The following is a 17,312-nucleotide window of genomic DNA, read 5'->3' as shown; positions in this document are numbered from 1 at the left end:
TACCCTGACACCGGGGGGGGTGAAGATCGAGCGTGGGCTGAGTGTGAACGCAGGAAAAGGTCGCTGCATGTGATAGTTTTGAAGTGCAGTCCCCCGATAACCCTTAGTCGTTAGATACACCATGAAAATGTTACCGGGGGTATAAATGGGGGTATATGAAGCTAAACCTGTCTATAGGTTAGATAGTAATCAATAGCTTGAATGTACTTTTCAGTTGACTCCAGGGCGCCACTTTTCCAGTTTGCTCCGAATTTTCAGTATCCCCCCTAACGTATTCGCAGTTCGTCGCCTGAGAGGGTGAGAACCCCCGCTGGGTTCGAGTCGAGCGCAGCGAGACAACGTTGCCGCAGGCAACGGCCCGCAGGGTAAGGCGAAGCCGAATAATCCCTCCAGGCGCGCCACTTTTCCAGTTTGCTCCGAATTTTCAGCATTACCACCTCCGTTTATTCGCAGTCCATCGCCTGGAGGGTGAGAACCCCCGCTGGGTTCGAGTCCGTAGCCTGGAATGAGTTTACGAATTCCCGGAATTCGCCCTAGGCTCATTCCAGGCTACGTGGCCGCTTTCCCTCGCCCCAGCTCTTGTCTCTGCTCTCCTTTGCTTCTAGCTTCTGCTCTAACCTCGCCCCTCGCCCCTCGCACCTCGCACCTGCTCCTGCTCCTGCTCCTGCCCCTGCTCTTGCTCTCCCTAGCCCCTAGCCCCTAGCTTCTGCTTTACCTCGCACCTCGCCCCTCGCCCCTTATAGACCATGGTCCAGTGCCGATCTTGCAATTTCGGGGTGTCTGGGGCGAGCCGGATTCGATTGTCGGTGGTATGATTAGGCCGCTATATGACCAGCGAAGGCTTGGCGGCGCTCAGACCCGCCCTGCTTGGGCCAGTAATGGCTGGTTGATATGGCAGCCTGAACCGTCGGAGCGGTCGGGCGGCCCTGGCAGGCTGGCGCACACTGATAACCTGCGTCATGACTGCCAAAGGTGCCGAGCAGACTGTCAGCTTTTCCGCAGTAGATTAGCGTTAAGCCCGACAGGCTGCCAAGAGGTGATCAAGCGAGCGAAGACCCGCGATCCCGTAACCTGCGTCAGGTGCCGGCATGGATATTGCTTGCAAAAGAGCCCCTGCGCACGTTCAACACTATCTTTCGCATAACGGAGTCTCCGGGCACCGCATCAGCCACAAGCCGTTGCACGCAGCCGGAACATACAGAGTGATACTATGACCAAACAGACTATTTACTACACGCTCACCGATGAAGCGCCTTCGCTGGCGACTTGCTCGTTGCTGCCGATCGTCCGCACCTTTACCAGCGCTGCCGGCATTGATGTCCAGATCACTGATATCTCCCTGGCAGGCCGTATCCTGTCTGCTTTCCCGGAATTTCTGACCGAAGACCAGCGCGTGACCGATGGTCTGGCGTTTCTGGGTGCGCTAACGCAGGACCCGAATGCGAACATCGTCAAACTGCCGAACATCAGCGCCTCTGTGCCGCAGCTGAAAGCCTGCATCGCCGAGCTGCAGTCCCAGGGCTACAAGGTACCGAACTTCCCTGAAGTGGCGCAGAACGATGCCGAACAGGCGATTCGTGCCAGTTACTCCAAGCTCCTCGGCAGTGCGGTTAACCCGGTGCTGCGTGAAGGCAACTCCGACCGTCGTGCGCCGGCTGCCGTAAAGCAGTTCGTGCGCAAGTTCCCGCACAGCATGGGCAAGTGGAGCATGGCGTCGCAAACCCATGCCGATTACATGCGTGGCGGTGACTTCTACTCCAGCGAACAGTCTGTGACCGTGGATGAGCCGACCGATGTGCGCATCGAGTTTGTGGGCAAAGACGGCGCCGTCAGCGTTAAGAAAGAACTGAGCCTGGAAGCCGGCGAAATTCTGGACGGCATGTTCATGAGCGCCAAGGCGCTGCGTGCCTTCTTTGAAGCCTCCCTCAACGATGCCAAAGAATCCAACGTCATGTGGTCGCTGCACGTCAAGGCCACCATGATGAAGGTGTCTCACCCCATCGTTTTCGGCCACGCCGTCACTGTGTTCTACAAGGACCTGTTCGAGAAGCACGGCGAGCTGTTTAAAGAGCTGGGCGTTAACCCGAACAACGGCCTGAGCAGCGTGTACGAGAACATCGAATCCCTGCCGCGCTCCAAGCGTGAAGAGATTCTGGAAGACATCCACGCCTGCTACGAAAATCGCCCGGAAATGGCGATGGTGGATTCCGTCAAGGGCATCACCAACCTGCACGTACCGAGCGATGTGATCGTCGATGCCTCCATGCCCGCCATGATCCGTAACGGCGGCAAGATGTGGGGCCCCGATGGCAAGGCCAAAGACACCAAGGCCGTAATGCCGGAAAGCACCTACTCCACCATCTATCAGGAGATGATCAACTTCTGCAAGACCAACGGTGCTTTCGATCCCACCACCATGGGTACAGTGCCGAACGTCGGTCTGATGGCGAAGAAGGCCGAAGAATACGGCTCCCACGACAAGACCTTCGAAATGATGGCCGACGGCACCATGCGTGTGGTCAAGGCCGACGGCACAGTGCTGATGCAGCACGAAGTGGAAGAAGGCGACATCTGGCGCGCCTGCCAGACCAAGGACGAGCCGGTACGTGACTGGGTCAAGCTGGCGGTGAACCGCTCGCGTCAGTCCGACACCCCTGCCATCTTCTGGCTGGACCGCAACCGCGCCCACGATATCCAGCTGATCAAAAAGGTGAACAAGTACCTGCAGGATCACGACACCAGCGGTCTGGATATCCGTGTCATGACCTATGTTGAGGCGATTCGCCGCTCCATGGAGCGCATGGTACGCGGCCGCGATACCATCTCCGTGACCGGCAACGTACTGCGTGACTACCTCACCGACCTGTTCCCGATCATGGAACTGGGCACCTCTGCCAAGATGCTGTCCATAGTGCCCATGCTCAAGGGCGGCGGCATGTACGAAACCGGTGCTGGCGGTTCCGCACCCAAGCACGTGCAGCAGGTTGAAGAAGAAAACCACCTGCGCTGGGACTCCCTCGGCGAATTCATGGCCCTGGCCGTGTCTTTGGAAGAGATGGGTATCAAGCAGAACAACCCGCGCGCCAAGATCCTGGCCAAAACCCTGGACGAAGCCACCGGCAAGCTGCTGGAGAACAACAAGTCTCCGTCGCGTCGCACCGGCGAGCTGGACAACCGTGGCAGCCATTTCTACCTGGGTCTGTACTGGGCTCAGGCCGTGGTCGCTCAGACCGAAGACAAAGAACTGGCCGCACTCTTCGCCCCGCTGGCCGAAGCCATGACCACCAATGAAGACAAGATCATTGGTGAACTGGCTGCCGCCCAGGGCAAACCCGCTGAGCTGGGTGGTTACTACCACGCCGACCGCAACAACGTGAAACGCGTCATGCGCCCAAGCGCCACGCTGAACGCTGTATTGGCAGACGCCAACGCCCAGCGTTAAACCACGCTTCGCAAGACCCAAGCCCGGCGCAGGCAACTGCCCCGGGCTTTTTTTTAAGCAGGGTTAAAGGCAGGCTCGAGGCTCGAGGGGCGAGATTCGAGGGAGCAAAGCAGATAAAAGCAGGGGCTAGGCGCTAGGGGCTAGGCGAAAGGTAAAGCAGTGCACGGAACTCGTAGCCTGGAATGAGCTTGCGAATTCCGGGAAAGGAGCGAAGCGAGTTTCGAGGTATCGTCGGAGCTGCGTCTCGCGGCGAAGCTATTGGAGATAGATGGCGAGGTTAAAAACAGGTTCGAGGTTCGAGGTGCGAGGTAAAAGCAGGGGCTAGGCGCTAGGGGCTAGGCGAAAGGTAAAGCAGTGCACGGAACTCGTAGCCTGGAATGAGCTTGCGAATTCCGGGAAAGGAGCGAAGCGAGTTTCGAGGTATCGTAGGAGCCGCGTCTCGCGGCGAAGCTATTGGAGATAGATGGCGAGGTTAAAAGCAGGTTCGAGGTTCGAGGGAAAAGCAGGGGCTAGGCGCTAGGGGCTAGGCGAAAGGTAAAGCAGTCACGGAACTCGCACCTGCTCTTTGCTCTCTCTAGCCCCTTGCCCCTAGAATCTAGCCCCTGCTCTTACCGCTCTTCCATCTGCACCTCGCACCTGCTTTTCCGCTCTCCCTAGCCTCTTTCGTCTAGCCCCTAGCCTCTGCCTTCGCACCTGCTTTTCCGCTCTCCCTAGCCCCTTTCATCTAGCCCCTAGCCCCTAGCCCCTCACACCTCGCACCTCTCTGGTGCGGCTGAATTACCTGCTCTGTCGGCTGTATTTCTGTAGTACGCCTGGGTTTGAGGCTAATTGTTCAAAATTCAATAACTTTTTGTTTTTTCAGGCCTGGTTACAGACAAATTAGGCGCTTTTCCTATATCAATCTGCGGTCTCGTTTTGTTAAATATGTGCCGCATTTTTCAGGGGCTGGCTTTGGCGCCCCGCGGTTGCCGGAACATGGGCATGGTAATTGCTACGTAATTTCTAAATCATTGCCAAGTAATCGCAGCGTTTTTCATTAAGGCCGCGAATACACGGCACTGTAAACATCTGCTGGCAGACTGTACCCGGGCGTTGAGGATGGCCCTTGCCATAACCTTCGGGCGGTAGCGTGTCTGAAGCCTATTGCAGCAGATCAGTACAAAGCTTGTTGCTTGTTGCTTGTTGCTTGTTGCTTGTTGCTTGTTGCTTGTTGCTTGTTGCTTGTTGCTTGTTGCTTGTGCCTTTTTTACTCTCGTACCTCGTACCTAGCACCTGCTTTTAGCACCTGTTTTTGATCAGCGGTTCAGGGATGATCTCGGTTTTGCCTTCAGCCAGTGCTGAAGCGAGCCGGAACAGCGATGGATTAACGTTCGCTCACGAGACAGACACCATGAATGCATCTGTACCTTTTTGGTCCGGCACTCGCCTGCATCTGACTGTGCCTGTCACCCAGCGCAGCAGGGCATTGCTGCCGTGCCGTACCGGCCTTGGCTTCCGGGTTCACCGGGGGCTGGCTGCAGCACTGAGCACCGCCTCGCTGTGCCTCCTCTCCTGGCTAAACACCGGCGCTTTCGACGCCCACTATCGCACCCTGGCCCTTGTCGCGGCTCTTGTCGTGGCCATTCTAGCGGTCATAGCATCGGTGCCGCTATACAGGCGCTTTCCTGTTTACCTCAAAAGCCCCCAATTGATTTCTGGCCGGGTGCCCCTGGCGGCAGCCTGGTTTTCGCTAATGGCCTGTATGCCTGTGCAAAATTTGGCGCGGCGCTATTTTCGCCAGCAGCGCCGGGGGCCGATTTTAGGTAGTGGTATAGGGAGCGCTACAGGGAGTGCTGGTTTGGCCGGGGTTAATAACGCAGCGCTTTTGCTGGATATCAAGACGCCGTTTACGTTACAGGGGAAGGAAAACTATTGACTATCACTAGACCCAACATATTGAAAGATAACGTACGGTATGAATAAATTCAAAGAAATTATATTTTGGCCACTATTTAATCTTAAAATACGCTTATCAATATATGATGAGCTAAGGTTTATATTCTTAAGGTTGGCTGGCGCTAATATAAAAGGACGATCTGTTTTTTATGCTCGAATGACCTTTCGGCCCTTTGGTGGATTAAATAAACTTTCGATTGGCCGCGGATGCTTTATAAATGAGGGGGTCAGATTCTCATTAGCAAAATCTAAAATATCTATAGGTAATGAATGTTTGATAGGTCCAAATGTATCTTTTGAATGTGCGGGGCATGGATTGGTTCACAAACCAATAGTTGGCCGAGGGTTGATATCTAAAGATATAGAAATTGGAGATCGTTGCTGGATCTCTGCTGATGTTACAATTCTTGGAGGTGTAACAATAGGCAGCGACGTTGTTGTGGGAGCTAAATCATTAGTAACAAAAAGCTTGGATTCAGGTTTCCTATATTGCGGAATACCTGCCAAAAAAATACGAATATTAACTACTAGTGATGAAATAGGATAAGTTTATGAAGAGACAGATAAAGTGGATAAAAAAATATTCACAGTCAATGTTTGAAGAGATCGCTTTAGAGATTAAAATAAAAAAAAATAAGCAAGATGGTTGCGATAATCTACATCAATGTAAAAAAAGTGTAGAATTGAAATTGCAAGCTTCATCACCAATATTTGTCATATCTACTGGACGCACAGGGACTAAATTTTTTTCTCATCTATTTCATGAACTTGATAAGGTGAAAGCATACCATGAGCCTCATCCAACTTTAATGGCGATGTCAAATGATCTATATCATGCTGAGTTAACGCCCTATGCGCAAAGCCTTATATTAAAAGCGGCTCGCTATGAAACTATGGTTAAGCATATGCTGGCTAATATTAGATATGTAGAATCCAATCAAACGCTTATTTCACTTGTGGATGGTATCTTATATCTATTTCCTGATGCGAAAATAATATTCATTGTAAGGGATCCTAATAAATTTGCTACTAGCGCCTATAAAAAAGGTTGGTTTGAAAATGATACTATCTGGGAGAATAATAGGATCAATATAAAACCGGTATCGACAAAAGAAACATTAATTTCTATATTAGACTACTGGGTATTGGTTAATTCTAGAATTCTTATTAAGGCAGAAGAGTACCCCAGCAATTGTAAGATATTTCGTTTGGAAGATGTTGTGTCCGATGAAAATAAAACGTTCGAGCTACTTTCTTTTGCTGGTATTCATAACTTCGATAAAGAAAAAATTAAAAATAAACTCAGTCAAAAAGTTAACGAGAATGAGCTGAATAGCTGGGATCATGATGCGATGAGGAAAAAATCAACTTCCCCTGATATTCCTAATTTCATTATTAAAAACAAGGATTTTCTTGCAACCAAAGTCACTCCTATCGCAGAAAAACTCGGATATGAAATATAGAGTCAATTTTTTTATACTATTTTTTATACTATGCACACCGCTGTCTTTTGAACTATTTGACGTGCCATCCAGCATCCAAAAAGGGACAAAAATGGCATCATGGCTCACTATGTTGATAGGTTTGATTATACTATTGTGCTTTAAAGACTTTAAAGCCACAATAGCATCAAGTAGATGTTCATACAAAATGTTATTTTTTCTGTCAGTCAGTTCAATACTTGCTGGTAGTACATATGGTTTCCTGAGTTCACTCGTTTTAATATTATTTGCCTTTTATCTTGACCAGGCCGAAAGGTATTATAAGCATGAGGGGATTGTAAATAACTCAGTAATTACGGCATTTGTAATAATTACATCTATAAGTTTTATTTTATCTTTAGCAGGTCAGTCTTATATAATAAGTGATGGCTATATGCGACTGGCAGGTATTGTTGGTCACCCTAGTCAATCATCACAAATAGCTACAATAGCGTTAATTTTAGTATTCTTTAGTGAGATAAAGCCTTACTTTAAGATTTTAATTCTGGCAATTTGTCTCTACGTAATAATAGAAAGTGGTGGCCGAACGATATCAATAGCTATGATGGCTTCTTTGATAATGACTTCTTTGATGACAAAGTATGGACTGCGTTACTTTTTAAAATCCCTGATCGCCGTTGGTGTATTGGCTCCATTTTTATTAATTTTTATTATGCCGCTTATTGAGAGTCAGCTTAGCGATTTTTTATTCATATCTCGTTCTGGAGATTTGCGTGAACTGTATACTCTCTCCGGTCGAATTCCTCTATGGGAAGCACTAATCGACTATGTGGGCTCAAACTTACTGTTAGGTATAGGTTACGGAGAAAGTAAAAATTTACTTCCGTTATTGTATGAGACAAAGTGGGGTTGGTCTACAGATTCAGCGCACAACGTTTACTTACATGTTTTATATGAAAGTGGGTTGTTCGGTTTATTGGTCTTGATTTCATACTTAATCAGAATAGTAAACTATGTAGATAGCAAACCACAGTTTGCTATTCTGTTATTCATGCTTACAGTAAGTATAATGTCATCGTCATTTGCGGGCCCAGGAGTTTCAACTTTAATGTTAATATTACTCGCCTTGCCATGGCTTGGCTTCAAGAAAGAGTTACGGAGTCAAAAAAATTGAGAAAAGTATTTTTATATTCGCTGCCCAGATCTGGATCAACACTTTTTCAAAAATATTTGGCGAGAAATAAAGACACTTATACTATATCTGAGCCATGGATAGCTCTTCCAATAGTTTACATTTTCAAAGAGGAAAAGGTTTTCTCAGAATATGAGCACCATTTGTTCTACAGATCATACGCGGACCTAAAGGATCAAAATATTGATACTAATAGTTTAAGAATTAATATATGCAAATCCGCAATTGATACGTATTACAAAACTATCTGCCCCGAAAGTGCTAAGGTGTTTATAGATAAAACGCCACGATATAGTATCATCTGCAAAGAATTATTGGAGATGTATCCAGAAGATATTCACGTTGTTTTGTTTCGGCACCCTTTCGCTTGTATAAACTCGATGATAAATACGTTTGGGAATGGTAACTGGTGTATGTATCGATTTGATATCGATTTGTTTATGGGAGCTTCTAATCTTGCAGATATGACGAAGGAAAAAAATAAAAATGTTATTGCTTTTAGATATGAAGATTTTATAAATAATCCTGAATTTTATTATTTAAAATTATGTGAGTCTCTTGATCTAAGCCCTGACAATAAAAGTGAATTCTCATCAGTAAAACTAAACGGAAGCTTAGGGGATCCGACTGGAGATAGGAAGTACGGAGGGAGTATTGGTGGTCAAAATGAGGAGGGTAAGTGGGTAGATTCTTTTAATACACTTTATCGTAGAAGGTGGGCGAAAATTTTTTTAATAAAGTTTGGGTATACCAACTTTGAGTCACTAGGATATAGCATTAAAGATACTCAAGAAAATATATGTAAATCAAAGTATTCTCTTTCACAAGAGTTGAAAGATATACCGCATATTATTCTCGGTTTTCTTCATCGTCATACAGGTATCTATGTTACATATGTTAGGTTTAAAAATAAGCGGCGTAAAGTTGCAAATTATGGGGTTCGTTAATGAATACATATGATAATAAAGTTTCGTTAGTAATACCTCACTATAATAATTCAAGATATCTTAAAAAGTGCCTTGATTCTATAAGAAATCAAACTTATAAGAATATCGAAGTTATTGTGGTCGATGACTACTCACTGCCTAATGAAAGAGACGCCGCTAAAGATATAGTTGAAAGTTACGACTATAAAATGATATTCAACAATGAAAATCGAGGAGTTTCGTATACAAGAAATGTCGGCTTGTCTCAGGCGTCCGGTGAAGTATTGTCGACGTTAGATCCAGATGATTTTTTTATATCAGAAAATTACGTTGAACAAATGGTAAATAGTCTAGCCTCAAAAAAAGGTTGTGTTGCGGGAGGGGTCGTAGTGTATTTAGACGAAGACGCGAACCTTATCTCAAGAAAGGTAAGAAAAAAAATAGTCTCCGGTGATATAAAGAAGGAAATTTTATCGCGCTCCTGCTACATACCGTTTAATATATTTTACACAAGAGAGTCATTTAATGACACTGGTGGCTACAACGAAGCTTACCGAGAGTATGAAGACTGGGATTTCAAAATACGACTTGCGCTAAAATATAGATTCATTATAGAGAACGTAGAGGTAGCTTACCGAATACATTATAATGGCTTGTCTACCATTGGCCGTTTAAAGAAAATAAAGAATCTATCTTTAATATTGTTTAGAAATTTTAGATACTTGAAATTTAATGATATTAAAGATGTTGTTCTTTTAATTCTTGCTTCGGTTCCTCAAAAGGTTGATAGTATTTTTTTTCAAAGAAAATTCTAAAACAAATTAAATCTAAGCCTAAATAATATGAAATCCTTAGTTATTAAAATGAGAGTTGATGTTCTCCAGCTAAATGATGCTATTTTTAAAATAAAATCTATGTGCTGTCAACCTCATGGCTCATATGTATGTGTTTCGAACGTGCATATGTGTATGGAGGTTTTTGATTCACCATCTTTTTCAGGTATTGTAAACGGTGCCGACTTAGTTGTTGCTGATGGTAAGCCAATCTGTTTTGCACAGAAAGTACTAGGGTTCAAAGATGCTGGGCAAGTAAGGGGGCAAGATCTTGTTAATTTATTGTGCGCTGAAGCAGGGTTAAATGGTTATAAAGTTGGCTTGTACGGAGGAGCTACGGAAGAAACTCTCCGCCTAGTAGAAAAAAATATACGACAAGACTACCCTGGAATAGATATTGTTTATAGATACTCCCCTCCTTTTAGGCCTCTTACAGAAGAAGAAAATAGTTCAGTAATAGATAATATAATAAATTCTAAAGTAGATATCCTACTTGTAGGAATTGGATGCCCGAAACAAGAGATTTGGATGCAAGCTAATTATAAGAAAACAGATTGTGTGATGCTTGGAGTTGGAGCCGCATTTGATTTCATAGCAGGTACAAAAAAACATGCACCTATGTGGATGCAAAGAATCTACCTAGAGTGGGTTTTTAGGCTTTTTTGTGAGCCGAAGAGATTGTGGAAACGTTATTTAAAACACAATCCTCGGTTCATCTACCATTTAATAAAGCAGATTGTTTCTGCTAAATTGAGATAGATTAATAGTGTTTACGACAATGAAGAAGAAAGCGCTTATCACCGGCATTACTGGCCAGGACGGCTCCTACCTTGCAGAACTGCTGTTGGAAAAGGGCTACGAAGTTCACGGTATCAAACGCCGTGCTTCCTCTTTTAATACCCAGCGGGTGGATCATATCTATCAGGACCCGCACGTTGATAACCAGAATTTTATTCTGCATTACGGTGATCTGTCGGATTCCTCCAACCTGACCCGCATCATCCAGGAAGTGCAGCCCGATGAGGTGTATAACCTGGGGGCTCAGTCCCATGTGGCGGTGAGCTTCGAGTCGCCGGAATATACCGCCGATGTGGATGCCATGGGTACACTGCGCATTCTGGAGGCGATCCGCCTGCTGGGGCTGGAGAAGAAGACCCGTTTCTATCAGGCGTCGACCTCCGAGCTCTACGGCCTGGTACAGGAAACCCCGCAGAAGGAAACCACGCCCTTCTACCCGCGCTCACCCTATGCGGTGGCCAAGCTCTATGCCTACTGGATTACGGTGAACTACCGCGAAGCCTACGGCATGTACGCCTGCAACGGCATTCTCTTTAACCATGAGTCCCCGCGCCGGGGCGAAACCTTTGTTACCCGCAAGATCACCCGTGGTCTGGCCAACATTGCCCAGGGTCTGGAGCCGGGCTTGTTCCTGGGTAATATGGATGCGCTACGTGACTGGGGCCATGCCAAGGACTATGTGCGCATGCAGTGGATGATGCTGCAGCAGGAGAACCCGGAAGACTTCGTGATTGCCACGGGAGTGCAGTATTCGGTACGCGACTTCGTGCGCTGGTCGGCGGAAGAGCTGGGTATCACCCTGCGCTTTGAAGGCACGGGTGTAGACGAACAGGGCATCGTCGAGCGTATCGAAGGCGACAAGGCGCCGGCGCTGAAAGTGGGCGATGTTGTTGTGCGGGTTGATACCCGATACTTCCGCCCCGCCGAAGTGGAAACCCTGCTGGGTGATCCGACCAAGGCCAAGGAAAAGCTCGGCTGGGTACCGGAAATCACCGTACAGGAAATGTGTGCCGAGATGGTACGTGAAGACCTGAAAGTGGCCCAGCGCCATGCGCTGCTCAAAGAGCACGGCTATTCAGTGCCGGTCGCGACTGAGAACTAAAAGGCAGGTTAAAAAGCAGATAAAAGGGGAAAGGTAAAAGGGGCTAGATTCAAAGCGTTAAAGAAAAAGGCTAAAAGAAAGGAACTGTGTTGCAAGGCTGGGGCGCTTCAGCAAAATGCCTAGCCCCTAGCCCCTAGCCCCTAGCCCCTAGCCCCTAGCCCCTAGCCCCTCAAACGATAGTGGGAATTATGACTTCAAAAAGAATTTTCGTCGCCGGTCACCGCGGTATGGTTGGGTCGGCGATTGTGCGGCAGTTGGAACAGCTGGGTAACTGCGAAATCGTTACCCGCAGCCGGCAGGATCTGGATATGGTGAACCAGGCGCAGGTGACGGCGTTTTTTGCAGAACAGCAAATTGATGAGGTCTATCTAGCCGCGGCCAAGGTGGGGGGTATCCATGCCAACAATACCTATCCGGCCGAGTTTATTTACGAAAACCTGATGATTGAGGCCAATATCATTCAGGCGGCCTATCAGCATGGTGTGAAGAAGCTGCTGTTTCTGGGGTCGTCCTGCATTTACCCCAAACTGGCAGAACAGCCGATGCAGGAATCAGCCCTGCTGACCGGTGTGCTTGAAGCGACCAACGAGCCTTACGCCATTGCCAAGATCGCCGGGATCAAGCTGTGCGAGAGTTACAGCCGCCAATACGGTGTGGACTATCGCAGTGTGATGCCGACCAACCTCTACGGCACCAACGATAACTTTCACCCGGAAAACAGCCATGTGATACCGGCGATGATGCGCCGCTTCCACGAAGCCAAGTTGGCTGAGGCCAGCGAAGTGGTTATCTGGGGCACGGGCACACCGATGCGCGAATTCCTGCATGTAGACGATATGGCGGCGGCCTCGGTGCATGTGATGAACCTGAGCGCGGAACGGTATGCGGAGCAGACCGAACCCATGCTGTCCCATATCAATGTGGGCACCGGCATCGACTGCACCATTCGCGAGCTGGCCGAAACCATGGCGCGGGTGGTCGGGTTTGACGGGCAGCTGGTGTTTGACACCAGCAAACCCGATGGCACACCGCGCAAGCTGATGGATGTATCGCGGCTGCGTGCGCTGGGCTGGCAGGCGAGCACCTCGCTGGAGGCGGGTCTTGCCAGCACCTACGGCTGGTATCTGGAAAACATCGATTCTGTGAGGGGCTAATAGCCGCGTTTCCTGGGGCCAGCTAGAATTATCTACTCACCTGCATTGGATTAAGCACTGTGTGGCTCGACTCTAAAGTATTCAAATCCGTGGTCGCATCCACGCCGCTCGTGTCCATCGATCTGGTGGTGGAGAACGAACAGGGTGAGATTCTGCTGGGCCAGCGAATTAACAGGCCCGCCAAAGGTGACTGGTTTGTACCCGGCGGGCGCATCCAGAAAAATGAATCCCTGGATGCGGCCTTTGTGCGCCTGACCACCGAAGAGCTGGGCCTGGCACTGGAGCGCAGCGGCGCACGGCTGCTGGATGTATACGAGCACTTTTATGACGACAGTGTATTTGAGCCCGGCATTGATGGGCCTAGCACCCATTACGTGGTGCTGGGTTACCATCTGAAGATTGCGCAGGCTCAGCTGCTGAAGCTGCCCACGGGGCAGCACAGCGGTTATCGCTGGTGGCGCCAGGCCGATATGCTGAGCAGCCCCCAGGTGCACCCGAACAGCCGGGCCTATTTGGCCCGTGTTTAACGATAAAGGATGTAACACCATGAAAGCGATTGTAATGGCTGGCGGCTCTGGCACCCACCCGGAGCCTCCGCAGGCCGAAATCAATCTATGAAAACACCCACAGGCAATGTAAACGCAGGTCGCGGACTGGCGCTAGATACTCTTTTTGCGTTGGGGGTTCGAGTGCTGGGTGCTGGTGCAAGTCTTTTAATGAGCCTTGTTTTAGCGCGCAGTTTGGGGGCTGCGGAAGCCGGCTATTTTCTACTAGCGTTCACTGTTATCACCTTCTTGGCGGGGCTCAGCCGTTTAGGCCTCGATAGCATAGTATTGCGGTTTACCGGCGCCGCAATGGTAGATAAGGATATTCGGACTATACGGCAGGTGCTAGCACGCAGTCTTCTGCTGGCCGGATGTGTCTCCGCTGTTGTCGCTGGACTACTGACCATATTTGCATACCCGTTAGCAGAATGGGTTTTTGGAAAGCCGGCTTTGGCGCCGGTACTGGAAAAAATGGCTCCCGGTTTGGTTGGGCTAGCGCTATTCACGCTTGTGGCAATGAGTCTTCAAGGATTACGCAAGATAGCGTCATCTGTATTCACGCTGAATATTTTTGCCAGCTTGCTTCTGGTTAGTGGGTTGTTTGTTCTGGTACTGAGTACGGCCCAGCAGGCAGCGATTGCTTATAGTTGTTCCGCAATTGCAACCCTGTTTTTTGGGCTAGCGCTCTGGTGGCGAGGAACTTCGGCTCAGGAAATAAAGCACGATTCGCTTAGCTGGAAAACCATGCTGGAGCCAGCTATACCTCTCTGGATAGTTTTAGTGATGGGACAGCTAATTCAGTGGTCAAGTCAATTTATCGCCGGTGCCTATGTCGAACCAGAGCAGATTGCCCAGCTTGCAGTCGCACAACGCACAGCGTTGTTAACCAGTTTTGTACTGATGGCGGTAAATCTGGTGGTGGCACCGCGATTTGCCGCTATGCACAAGCAGGGTGATATGGCCGGCGTTCAGCGTATTGCTATTACCTCAACGCGCTTGATGCTGCTTGCTGCTGCTCCTCTGGTTGCTATTATGCTGATTTTTCCGGCCAAGTTGATGTTGCTGTTTGGCGAAGATTTTGTAGCCGGCGCACATTTGCTACAGATTTTGGCAATTGGGCAGCTCATTAATGTCGCCACCGGGTCTGTTGGTTATTTGCTGATGATGACAGGTCACGAAAAGGATATGCGTAACAGTTTATTGCTGGTTGCGCCTTGCAGTGTGTTGTTGAGTTTTTTACTTATCCCAAGTTATGGTGCGACCGGCGCTGCGTTTGCGACAGCACTGGCCATTGCGAGTCAGAATCTGTTTGCCGTGTACTGGGTACATAAGCGGCTGGGATTCAATACGCTGGCCATATGGCGGCGCTAGGGAATGTCCACCTGGTGGACGAATAGGTCAATTGGATGAGCCAGACCCGCTGCTGGGTTACCAGTTGTCGCTTGCGCAGTATCAGTTGCTGAATCGCCCCAGGCGGGCTTCACCGCAGTTATCGCTGTTGGCGCAAAGCCGTTATGCTGAGCAATACTCTGGTAGATCCGCACAATTGAGCCTATTGGGCTAATCGTTGAGCTCTGCTGGCGCGTGCCGATACGCCTTGCTGTGCTGTAGCACGCCAGCAGAGCCTAAGTTTACATATAAAGGATGTAACACCATGAAAACGATTGTAATGGCAGGCGGCTCGGGCTCACGCCTGTGGCCGCTGTCCCGCGCGCTTTACCCCAAGCAGTTTCTGCCGCTGGCATCGGATCAGACCATGCTGCAGGCGACCCTGGCCCGCATAGACGGCCTCTGCGATGGCGCCCCCACGGTTATCTGTAACGAAGAGCACCGCTTTATCGTTGCCGAACAGCTGCGCGGCCAGGCAGAGGGCGCTGCGATCATTCTGGAGCCCGCCGGGCGCAATACGGCGCCGGCCATCGCCCTGGCGGCACTGGAAGCCCTGAACAGGGATGAAGACCCCTTGCTGCTGGTGCTGGCGGCGGACCATGTAATTGAAGATGCACCCGAGTTTCAGCAGGTGGTGCGCGCTGCAATGCCGCTGGCAGAGCAGGGCAAGCTGGTGACCTTCGGTATAGTCGCCACGGGCCCGGAAACCGGCTATGGCTATATACGCCGCGGGGCGGCAATGGCAGGCGCAGCGGCTGTGGCAGCTACTGCAGGTGGTTCGAGTGAGTCGACCGGTTACGCCGTTGAGCAGTTTGTCGAAAAGCCGGATCTGGCCACGGCCACGGGCTATGTCGACAGCGGCGAGTACTACTGGAACAGCGGCATGTTCCTGTTCAAGGCCAGCCGTTATATAGCGGCATTGCGTGAGTTCAGGCCCGATATTCTGGCTGCCTGCGAGAAAGCCATGACCGTAACGCACCAGGACATGGACTTTGTGCGGGTCGACAAGGCTGCCTTTCTGGCCTGCCCGGATGAATCCGTCGATTACGCCGTTATGGAGCCGCTGTGCAGCGCGCCGGGCGGCGGCAGCGTGGTAGTGATGCCGCTGGATGCCGGCTGGAGTGATGTAGGGTCCTGGTCGTCCCTGTGGGATGTGAATGCCAAGGATGCCAGAGGCAATGTCACCCAGGGCGATATTCTGCTGCACAGTACCGAAGACTGCCTGGTACATAGCAGCCATCGTCTGGTGACGACCCTGGGCCTGAAGGACATGATAGTAGTGGAAACCAAGGATGCCGTGCTGGTCGCTGCCAGGGACTCGGTGCAGGATGTGAAGCACCTGGTCAATCAGCTCAAGGCGCAGGGCCGCAGTGAGTACCAACTGCACCGCGAAGTCTACCGCCCCTGGGGCAAGTACGACTCCATCGACTCGGGCGAGCGCTACCAGGTGAAATGCATCACCGTGAAGCCGGGCGAGAAGCTCTCCATCCAGATGCACCACCACCGCGCCGAGCACTGGATAGTGGTATCCGGCACCGCCAGGGTACGCCGCGACGACGAAGAACAGCTGCTCACCGAAAACCAGTCGATCTATATCCCCATTGGTGCCGTTCACTCCCTGGAAAACCCCGGCAAGATCCCGCTGGAACTGATCGAAGTACAGTCGGGCTCCTACCTGGGGGAAGACGATATAGTACGGTTTGAAGATAGGTATGGACGGGCGGAAGAGCAGGGGCAAGAGCAGGTTAAGAGCAGGGGCGAGGTTAAAGGGGCTAGGGGCTAGGAAAAGCAGGGGCAAGAGCAGGTTAAAAGCAGGTTCCCGCCGCGCAGGGGAGGCTGTAAACCAAATTGTGTAACTGCCCACGAATAAGTAACCTTTTCAAAAGGATATCATCGTGGGTAAGCAAATGGACCAAGAAAAACTCAGAGCCCTGGCCGCGGAGCTGGCCAAAGACATCAAGTCTGAACGAGATCTCGGAGCCCTCACGCAGCAACTGGTCAAACTCACAGTCGAGACCGCCCTCAGCGCCGAACTGGACGAGCATCTGGGGTATGAGAAGCACGCCCCGGAAGGCCGTGGTACCAGCAACAGTCGTAATGGCTATTCCACCAAGCGCCTGAAGGGGCAGCACGGGGACGTATCGATCCAAGCTCCCCGCGATCGTGACGGTTCCTTCGAGCCTCAGTTCGTACGCAAGGGTCAGTCTCGATTGACCCAGATGGACGACCAGATCCTTGCCCTGTACGCCAAGGGCTTGAGCACCCGGGACATCGTCGAGGCTTTCAAGGAGATGTACGACGCCGACATCTCCGCGACGCTGGTGTCCAAGGTCACCGAACGCGTAATCGAGCAGGTCCACGAATGGCAAAACCGGCCGCTGGACCCCCCCCGGTGTCAGGGTAGTTGTCGCCTGATCAGTTTCATCTAAACCAAAGTCCCGGGGACGGAAAGAGTCATGCGATGCGACGTTATTCACCCGAGCGTAAAGAGGCCCTGCTGAAGAAGCTTTTACCGCCACACAACCTTCTCTCATACACAACTAAACCACCCCAC

13 protein-coding genes, 1 other RNA gene and 1 pseudogene are annotated in these 17,312 nt (G+C 50.1%); all 15 read left to right on the top strand.

Annotated elements, in window-relative coordinates; genetic code table 11:
• Nucleotides 1–277: 277 nt before the first annotated feature.
• Nucleotides 278–401, top strand: a non-coding RNA gene (locus MPRO_RS02740) — RtT sRNA.
• Nucleotides 402–1,210: 809 nt separating this feature from the next.
• Nucleotides 1,211–3,442 (top strand): NADP-dependent isocitrate dehydrogenase, encoded by a 2,232-nt coding sequence (locus MPRO_RS02735; RefSeq protein WP_067286637.1) that lies wholly within the window; start codon nucleotides 1,211–1,213, stop codon nucleotides 3,440–3,442.
• A gap of 1,309 nt (nucleotides 3,443–4,751) precedes the next feature.
• Nucleotides 4,752–5,357, top strand: coding sequence for a hypothetical protein (locus tag MPRO_RS02730; protein ID WP_067286635.1), 606 nt, complete (start codon nucleotides 4,752–4,754; stop codon nucleotides 5,355–5,357).
• A gap of 39 nt (nucleotides 5,358–5,396) precedes the next feature.
• Nucleotides 5,397–5,924 carry an acyltransferase gene (locus MPRO_RS24965; RefSeq protein WP_082708413.1) on the top strand — a complete coding sequence of 176 codons (528 nt, stop codon included), beginning with the start codon at nucleotides 5,397–5,399 and terminating at the stop codon, nucleotides 5,922–5,924.
• A gap of 4 nt (nucleotides 5,925–5,928) precedes the next feature.
• Nucleotides 5,929–6,840 carry a sulfotransferase family protein gene (locus MPRO_RS02725; RefSeq protein ID WP_067286633.1) on the top strand — a complete coding sequence of 304 codons (912 nt, stop codon included), beginning with the start codon at nucleotides 5,929–5,931 and terminating at the stop codon, nucleotides 6,838–6,840.
• Nucleotides 6,841–6,931: 91 nt separating this feature from the next.
• Complete coding sequence (locus MPRO_RS24960) at nucleotides 6,932–7,993, top strand: O-antigen ligase family protein (protein ID WP_158651727.1); 1,062 nt, start codon at nucleotides 6,932–6,934, stop codon at nucleotides 7,991–7,993.
• Nucleotides 7,990–8,958: a sulfotransferase family protein gene (locus MPRO_RS02720; protein WP_158651726.1), complete on the top strand. Its 969-nt coding sequence runs from the start codon at nucleotides 7,990–7,992 to the stop codon at nucleotides 8,956–8,958. The genes MPRO_RS24960 and MPRO_RS02720 overlap by 4 nt, the downstream gene beginning before the upstream one ends.
• Nucleotides 8,958–9,752 (top strand): glycosyltransferase family 2 protein, encoded by a 795-nt coding sequence (locus MPRO_RS02715; RefSeq protein ID WP_067286628.1) that lies wholly within the window; start codon nucleotides 8,958–8,960, stop codon nucleotides 9,750–9,752. Before MPRO_RS02720 ends, MPRO_RS02715 begins: the two co-directional genes overlap by 1 nt.
• A 27-nt stretch (nucleotides 9,753–9,779) precedes the next feature.
• A complete protein-coding gene (locus MPRO_RS24955; protein WP_082708411.1) occupies nucleotides 9,780–10,529 on the top strand; it encodes a WecB/TagA/CpsF family glycosyltransferase in 750 nt (249 codons plus the stop codon).
• Between the two features lie 19 nt (nucleotides 10,530–10,548).
• On the top strand, nucleotides 10,549–11,670 hold the full coding sequence (gene gmd / locus MPRO_RS02710; RefSeq protein WP_067286626.1) for a GDP-mannose 4,6-dehydratase: 1,122 nt from the start codon (nucleotides 10,549–10,551) through the stop codon (nucleotides 11,668–11,670).
• A gap of 188 nt (nucleotides 11,671–11,858) precedes the next feature.
• Nucleotides 11,859–12,824 carry a GDP-L-fucose synthase gene (fcl, locus tag MPRO_RS02705; protein ID WP_067286624.1) on the top strand — a complete coding sequence of 322 codons (966 nt, stop codon included), beginning with the start codon at nucleotides 11,859–11,861 and terminating at the stop codon, nucleotides 12,822–12,824.
• A 59-nt stretch (nucleotides 12,825–12,883) separates the two neighbouring features.
• Nucleotides 12,884–13,351, top strand: coding sequence for a GDP-mannose mannosyl hydrolase (locus MPRO_RS02700; protein WP_067286623.1), 468 nt, complete (start codon nucleotides 12,884–12,886; stop codon nucleotides 13,349–13,351).
• An 87-nt stretch (nucleotides 13,352–13,438) separates the two neighbouring features.
• Complete coding sequence (locus MPRO_RS02695) at nucleotides 13,439–14,740, top strand: oligosaccharide flippase family protein (protein ID WP_067286622.1); 1,302 nt, start codon at nucleotides 13,439–13,441, stop codon at nucleotides 14,738–14,740.
• A 283-nt stretch (nucleotides 14,741–15,023) separates the two neighbouring features.
• Nucleotides 15,024–16,541: a mannose-1-phosphate guanylyltransferase/mannose-6-phosphate isomerase gene (locus tag MPRO_RS02690; protein ID WP_067286621.1), complete on the top strand. Its 1,518-nt coding sequence runs from the start codon at nucleotides 15,024–15,026 to the stop codon at nucleotides 16,539–16,541.
• Between the two features lie 124 nt (nucleotides 16,542–16,665).
• Nucleotides 16,666–17,145: pseudogene (locus MPRO_RS02685) on the top strand (transposase); the annotation flags it as partial.
• Between the last annotated feature and the right edge of the window lie 167 nt (nucleotides 17,146–17,312).

The organism is Marinobacterium profundum, assembly GCF_001528745.1.
GTDB classification, from domain to species: Bacteria; Pseudomonadota; Gammaproteobacteria; order Pseudomonadales; family Balneatricaceae; genus Marinobacterium_A; species Marinobacterium_A profundum.
This window is presented reverse-complemented; position numbering and strand designations above follow the sequence as displayed.

What these genes read in the sequence shown, in the direction of transcription:
- MPRO_RS24965 (WP_082708413.1), top strand. Translation starts at nt 5,397, where the DNA reads ATGAATAAATTCAAAGAAATTATATTTTGGCCACTATTTAATCTTAAA.
- fcl (WP_067286624.1), top strand. Translation starts at nt 11,859, where the DNA reads ATGACTTCAAAAAGAATTTTCGTCGCCGGTCACCGCGGTATGGTTGGG.
- MPRO_RS02730 (WP_067286635.1), top strand. Translation starts at nt 4,752, where the DNA reads ATGATCTCGGTTTTGCCTTCAGCCAGTGCTGAAGCGAGCCGGAACAGC.
- gmd (WP_067286626.1), top strand. Translation starts at nt 10,549, where the DNA reads ATGAAGAAGAAAGCGCTTATCACCGGCATTACTGGCCAGGACGGCTCC.
- MPRO_RS02725 (WP_067286633.1), top strand. Translation starts at nt 5,929, where the DNA reads ATGAAGAGACAGATAAAGTGGATAAAAAAATATTCACAGTCAATGTTT.
- MPRO_RS02735 (WP_067286637.1), top strand. Translation starts at nt 1,211, where the DNA reads ATGACCAAACAGACTATTTACTACACGCTCACCGATGAAGCGCCTTCG.
- MPRO_RS24960 (WP_158651727.1), top strand. Translation starts at nt 6,932, where the DNA reads ATGGCATCATGGCTCACTATGTTGATAGGTTTGATTATACTATTGTGC.
- MPRO_RS02695 (WP_067286622.1), top strand. Translation starts at nt 13,439, where the DNA reads ATGAAAACACCCACAGGCAATGTAAACGCAGGTCGCGGACTGGCGCTA.
- MPRO_RS02690 (WP_067286621.1), top strand. Translation starts at nt 15,024, where the DNA reads ATGAAAACGATTGTAATGGCAGGCGGCTCGGGCTCACGCCTGTGGCCG.
- MPRO_RS02715 (WP_067286628.1), top strand. Translation starts at nt 8,958, where the DNA reads ATGAATACATATGATAATAAAGTTTCGTTAGTAATACCTCACTATAAT.
- MPRO_RS24955 (WP_082708411.1), top strand. Translation starts at nt 9,780, where the DNA reads ATGAAATCCTTAGTTATTAAAATGAGAGTTGATGTTCTCCAGCTAAAT.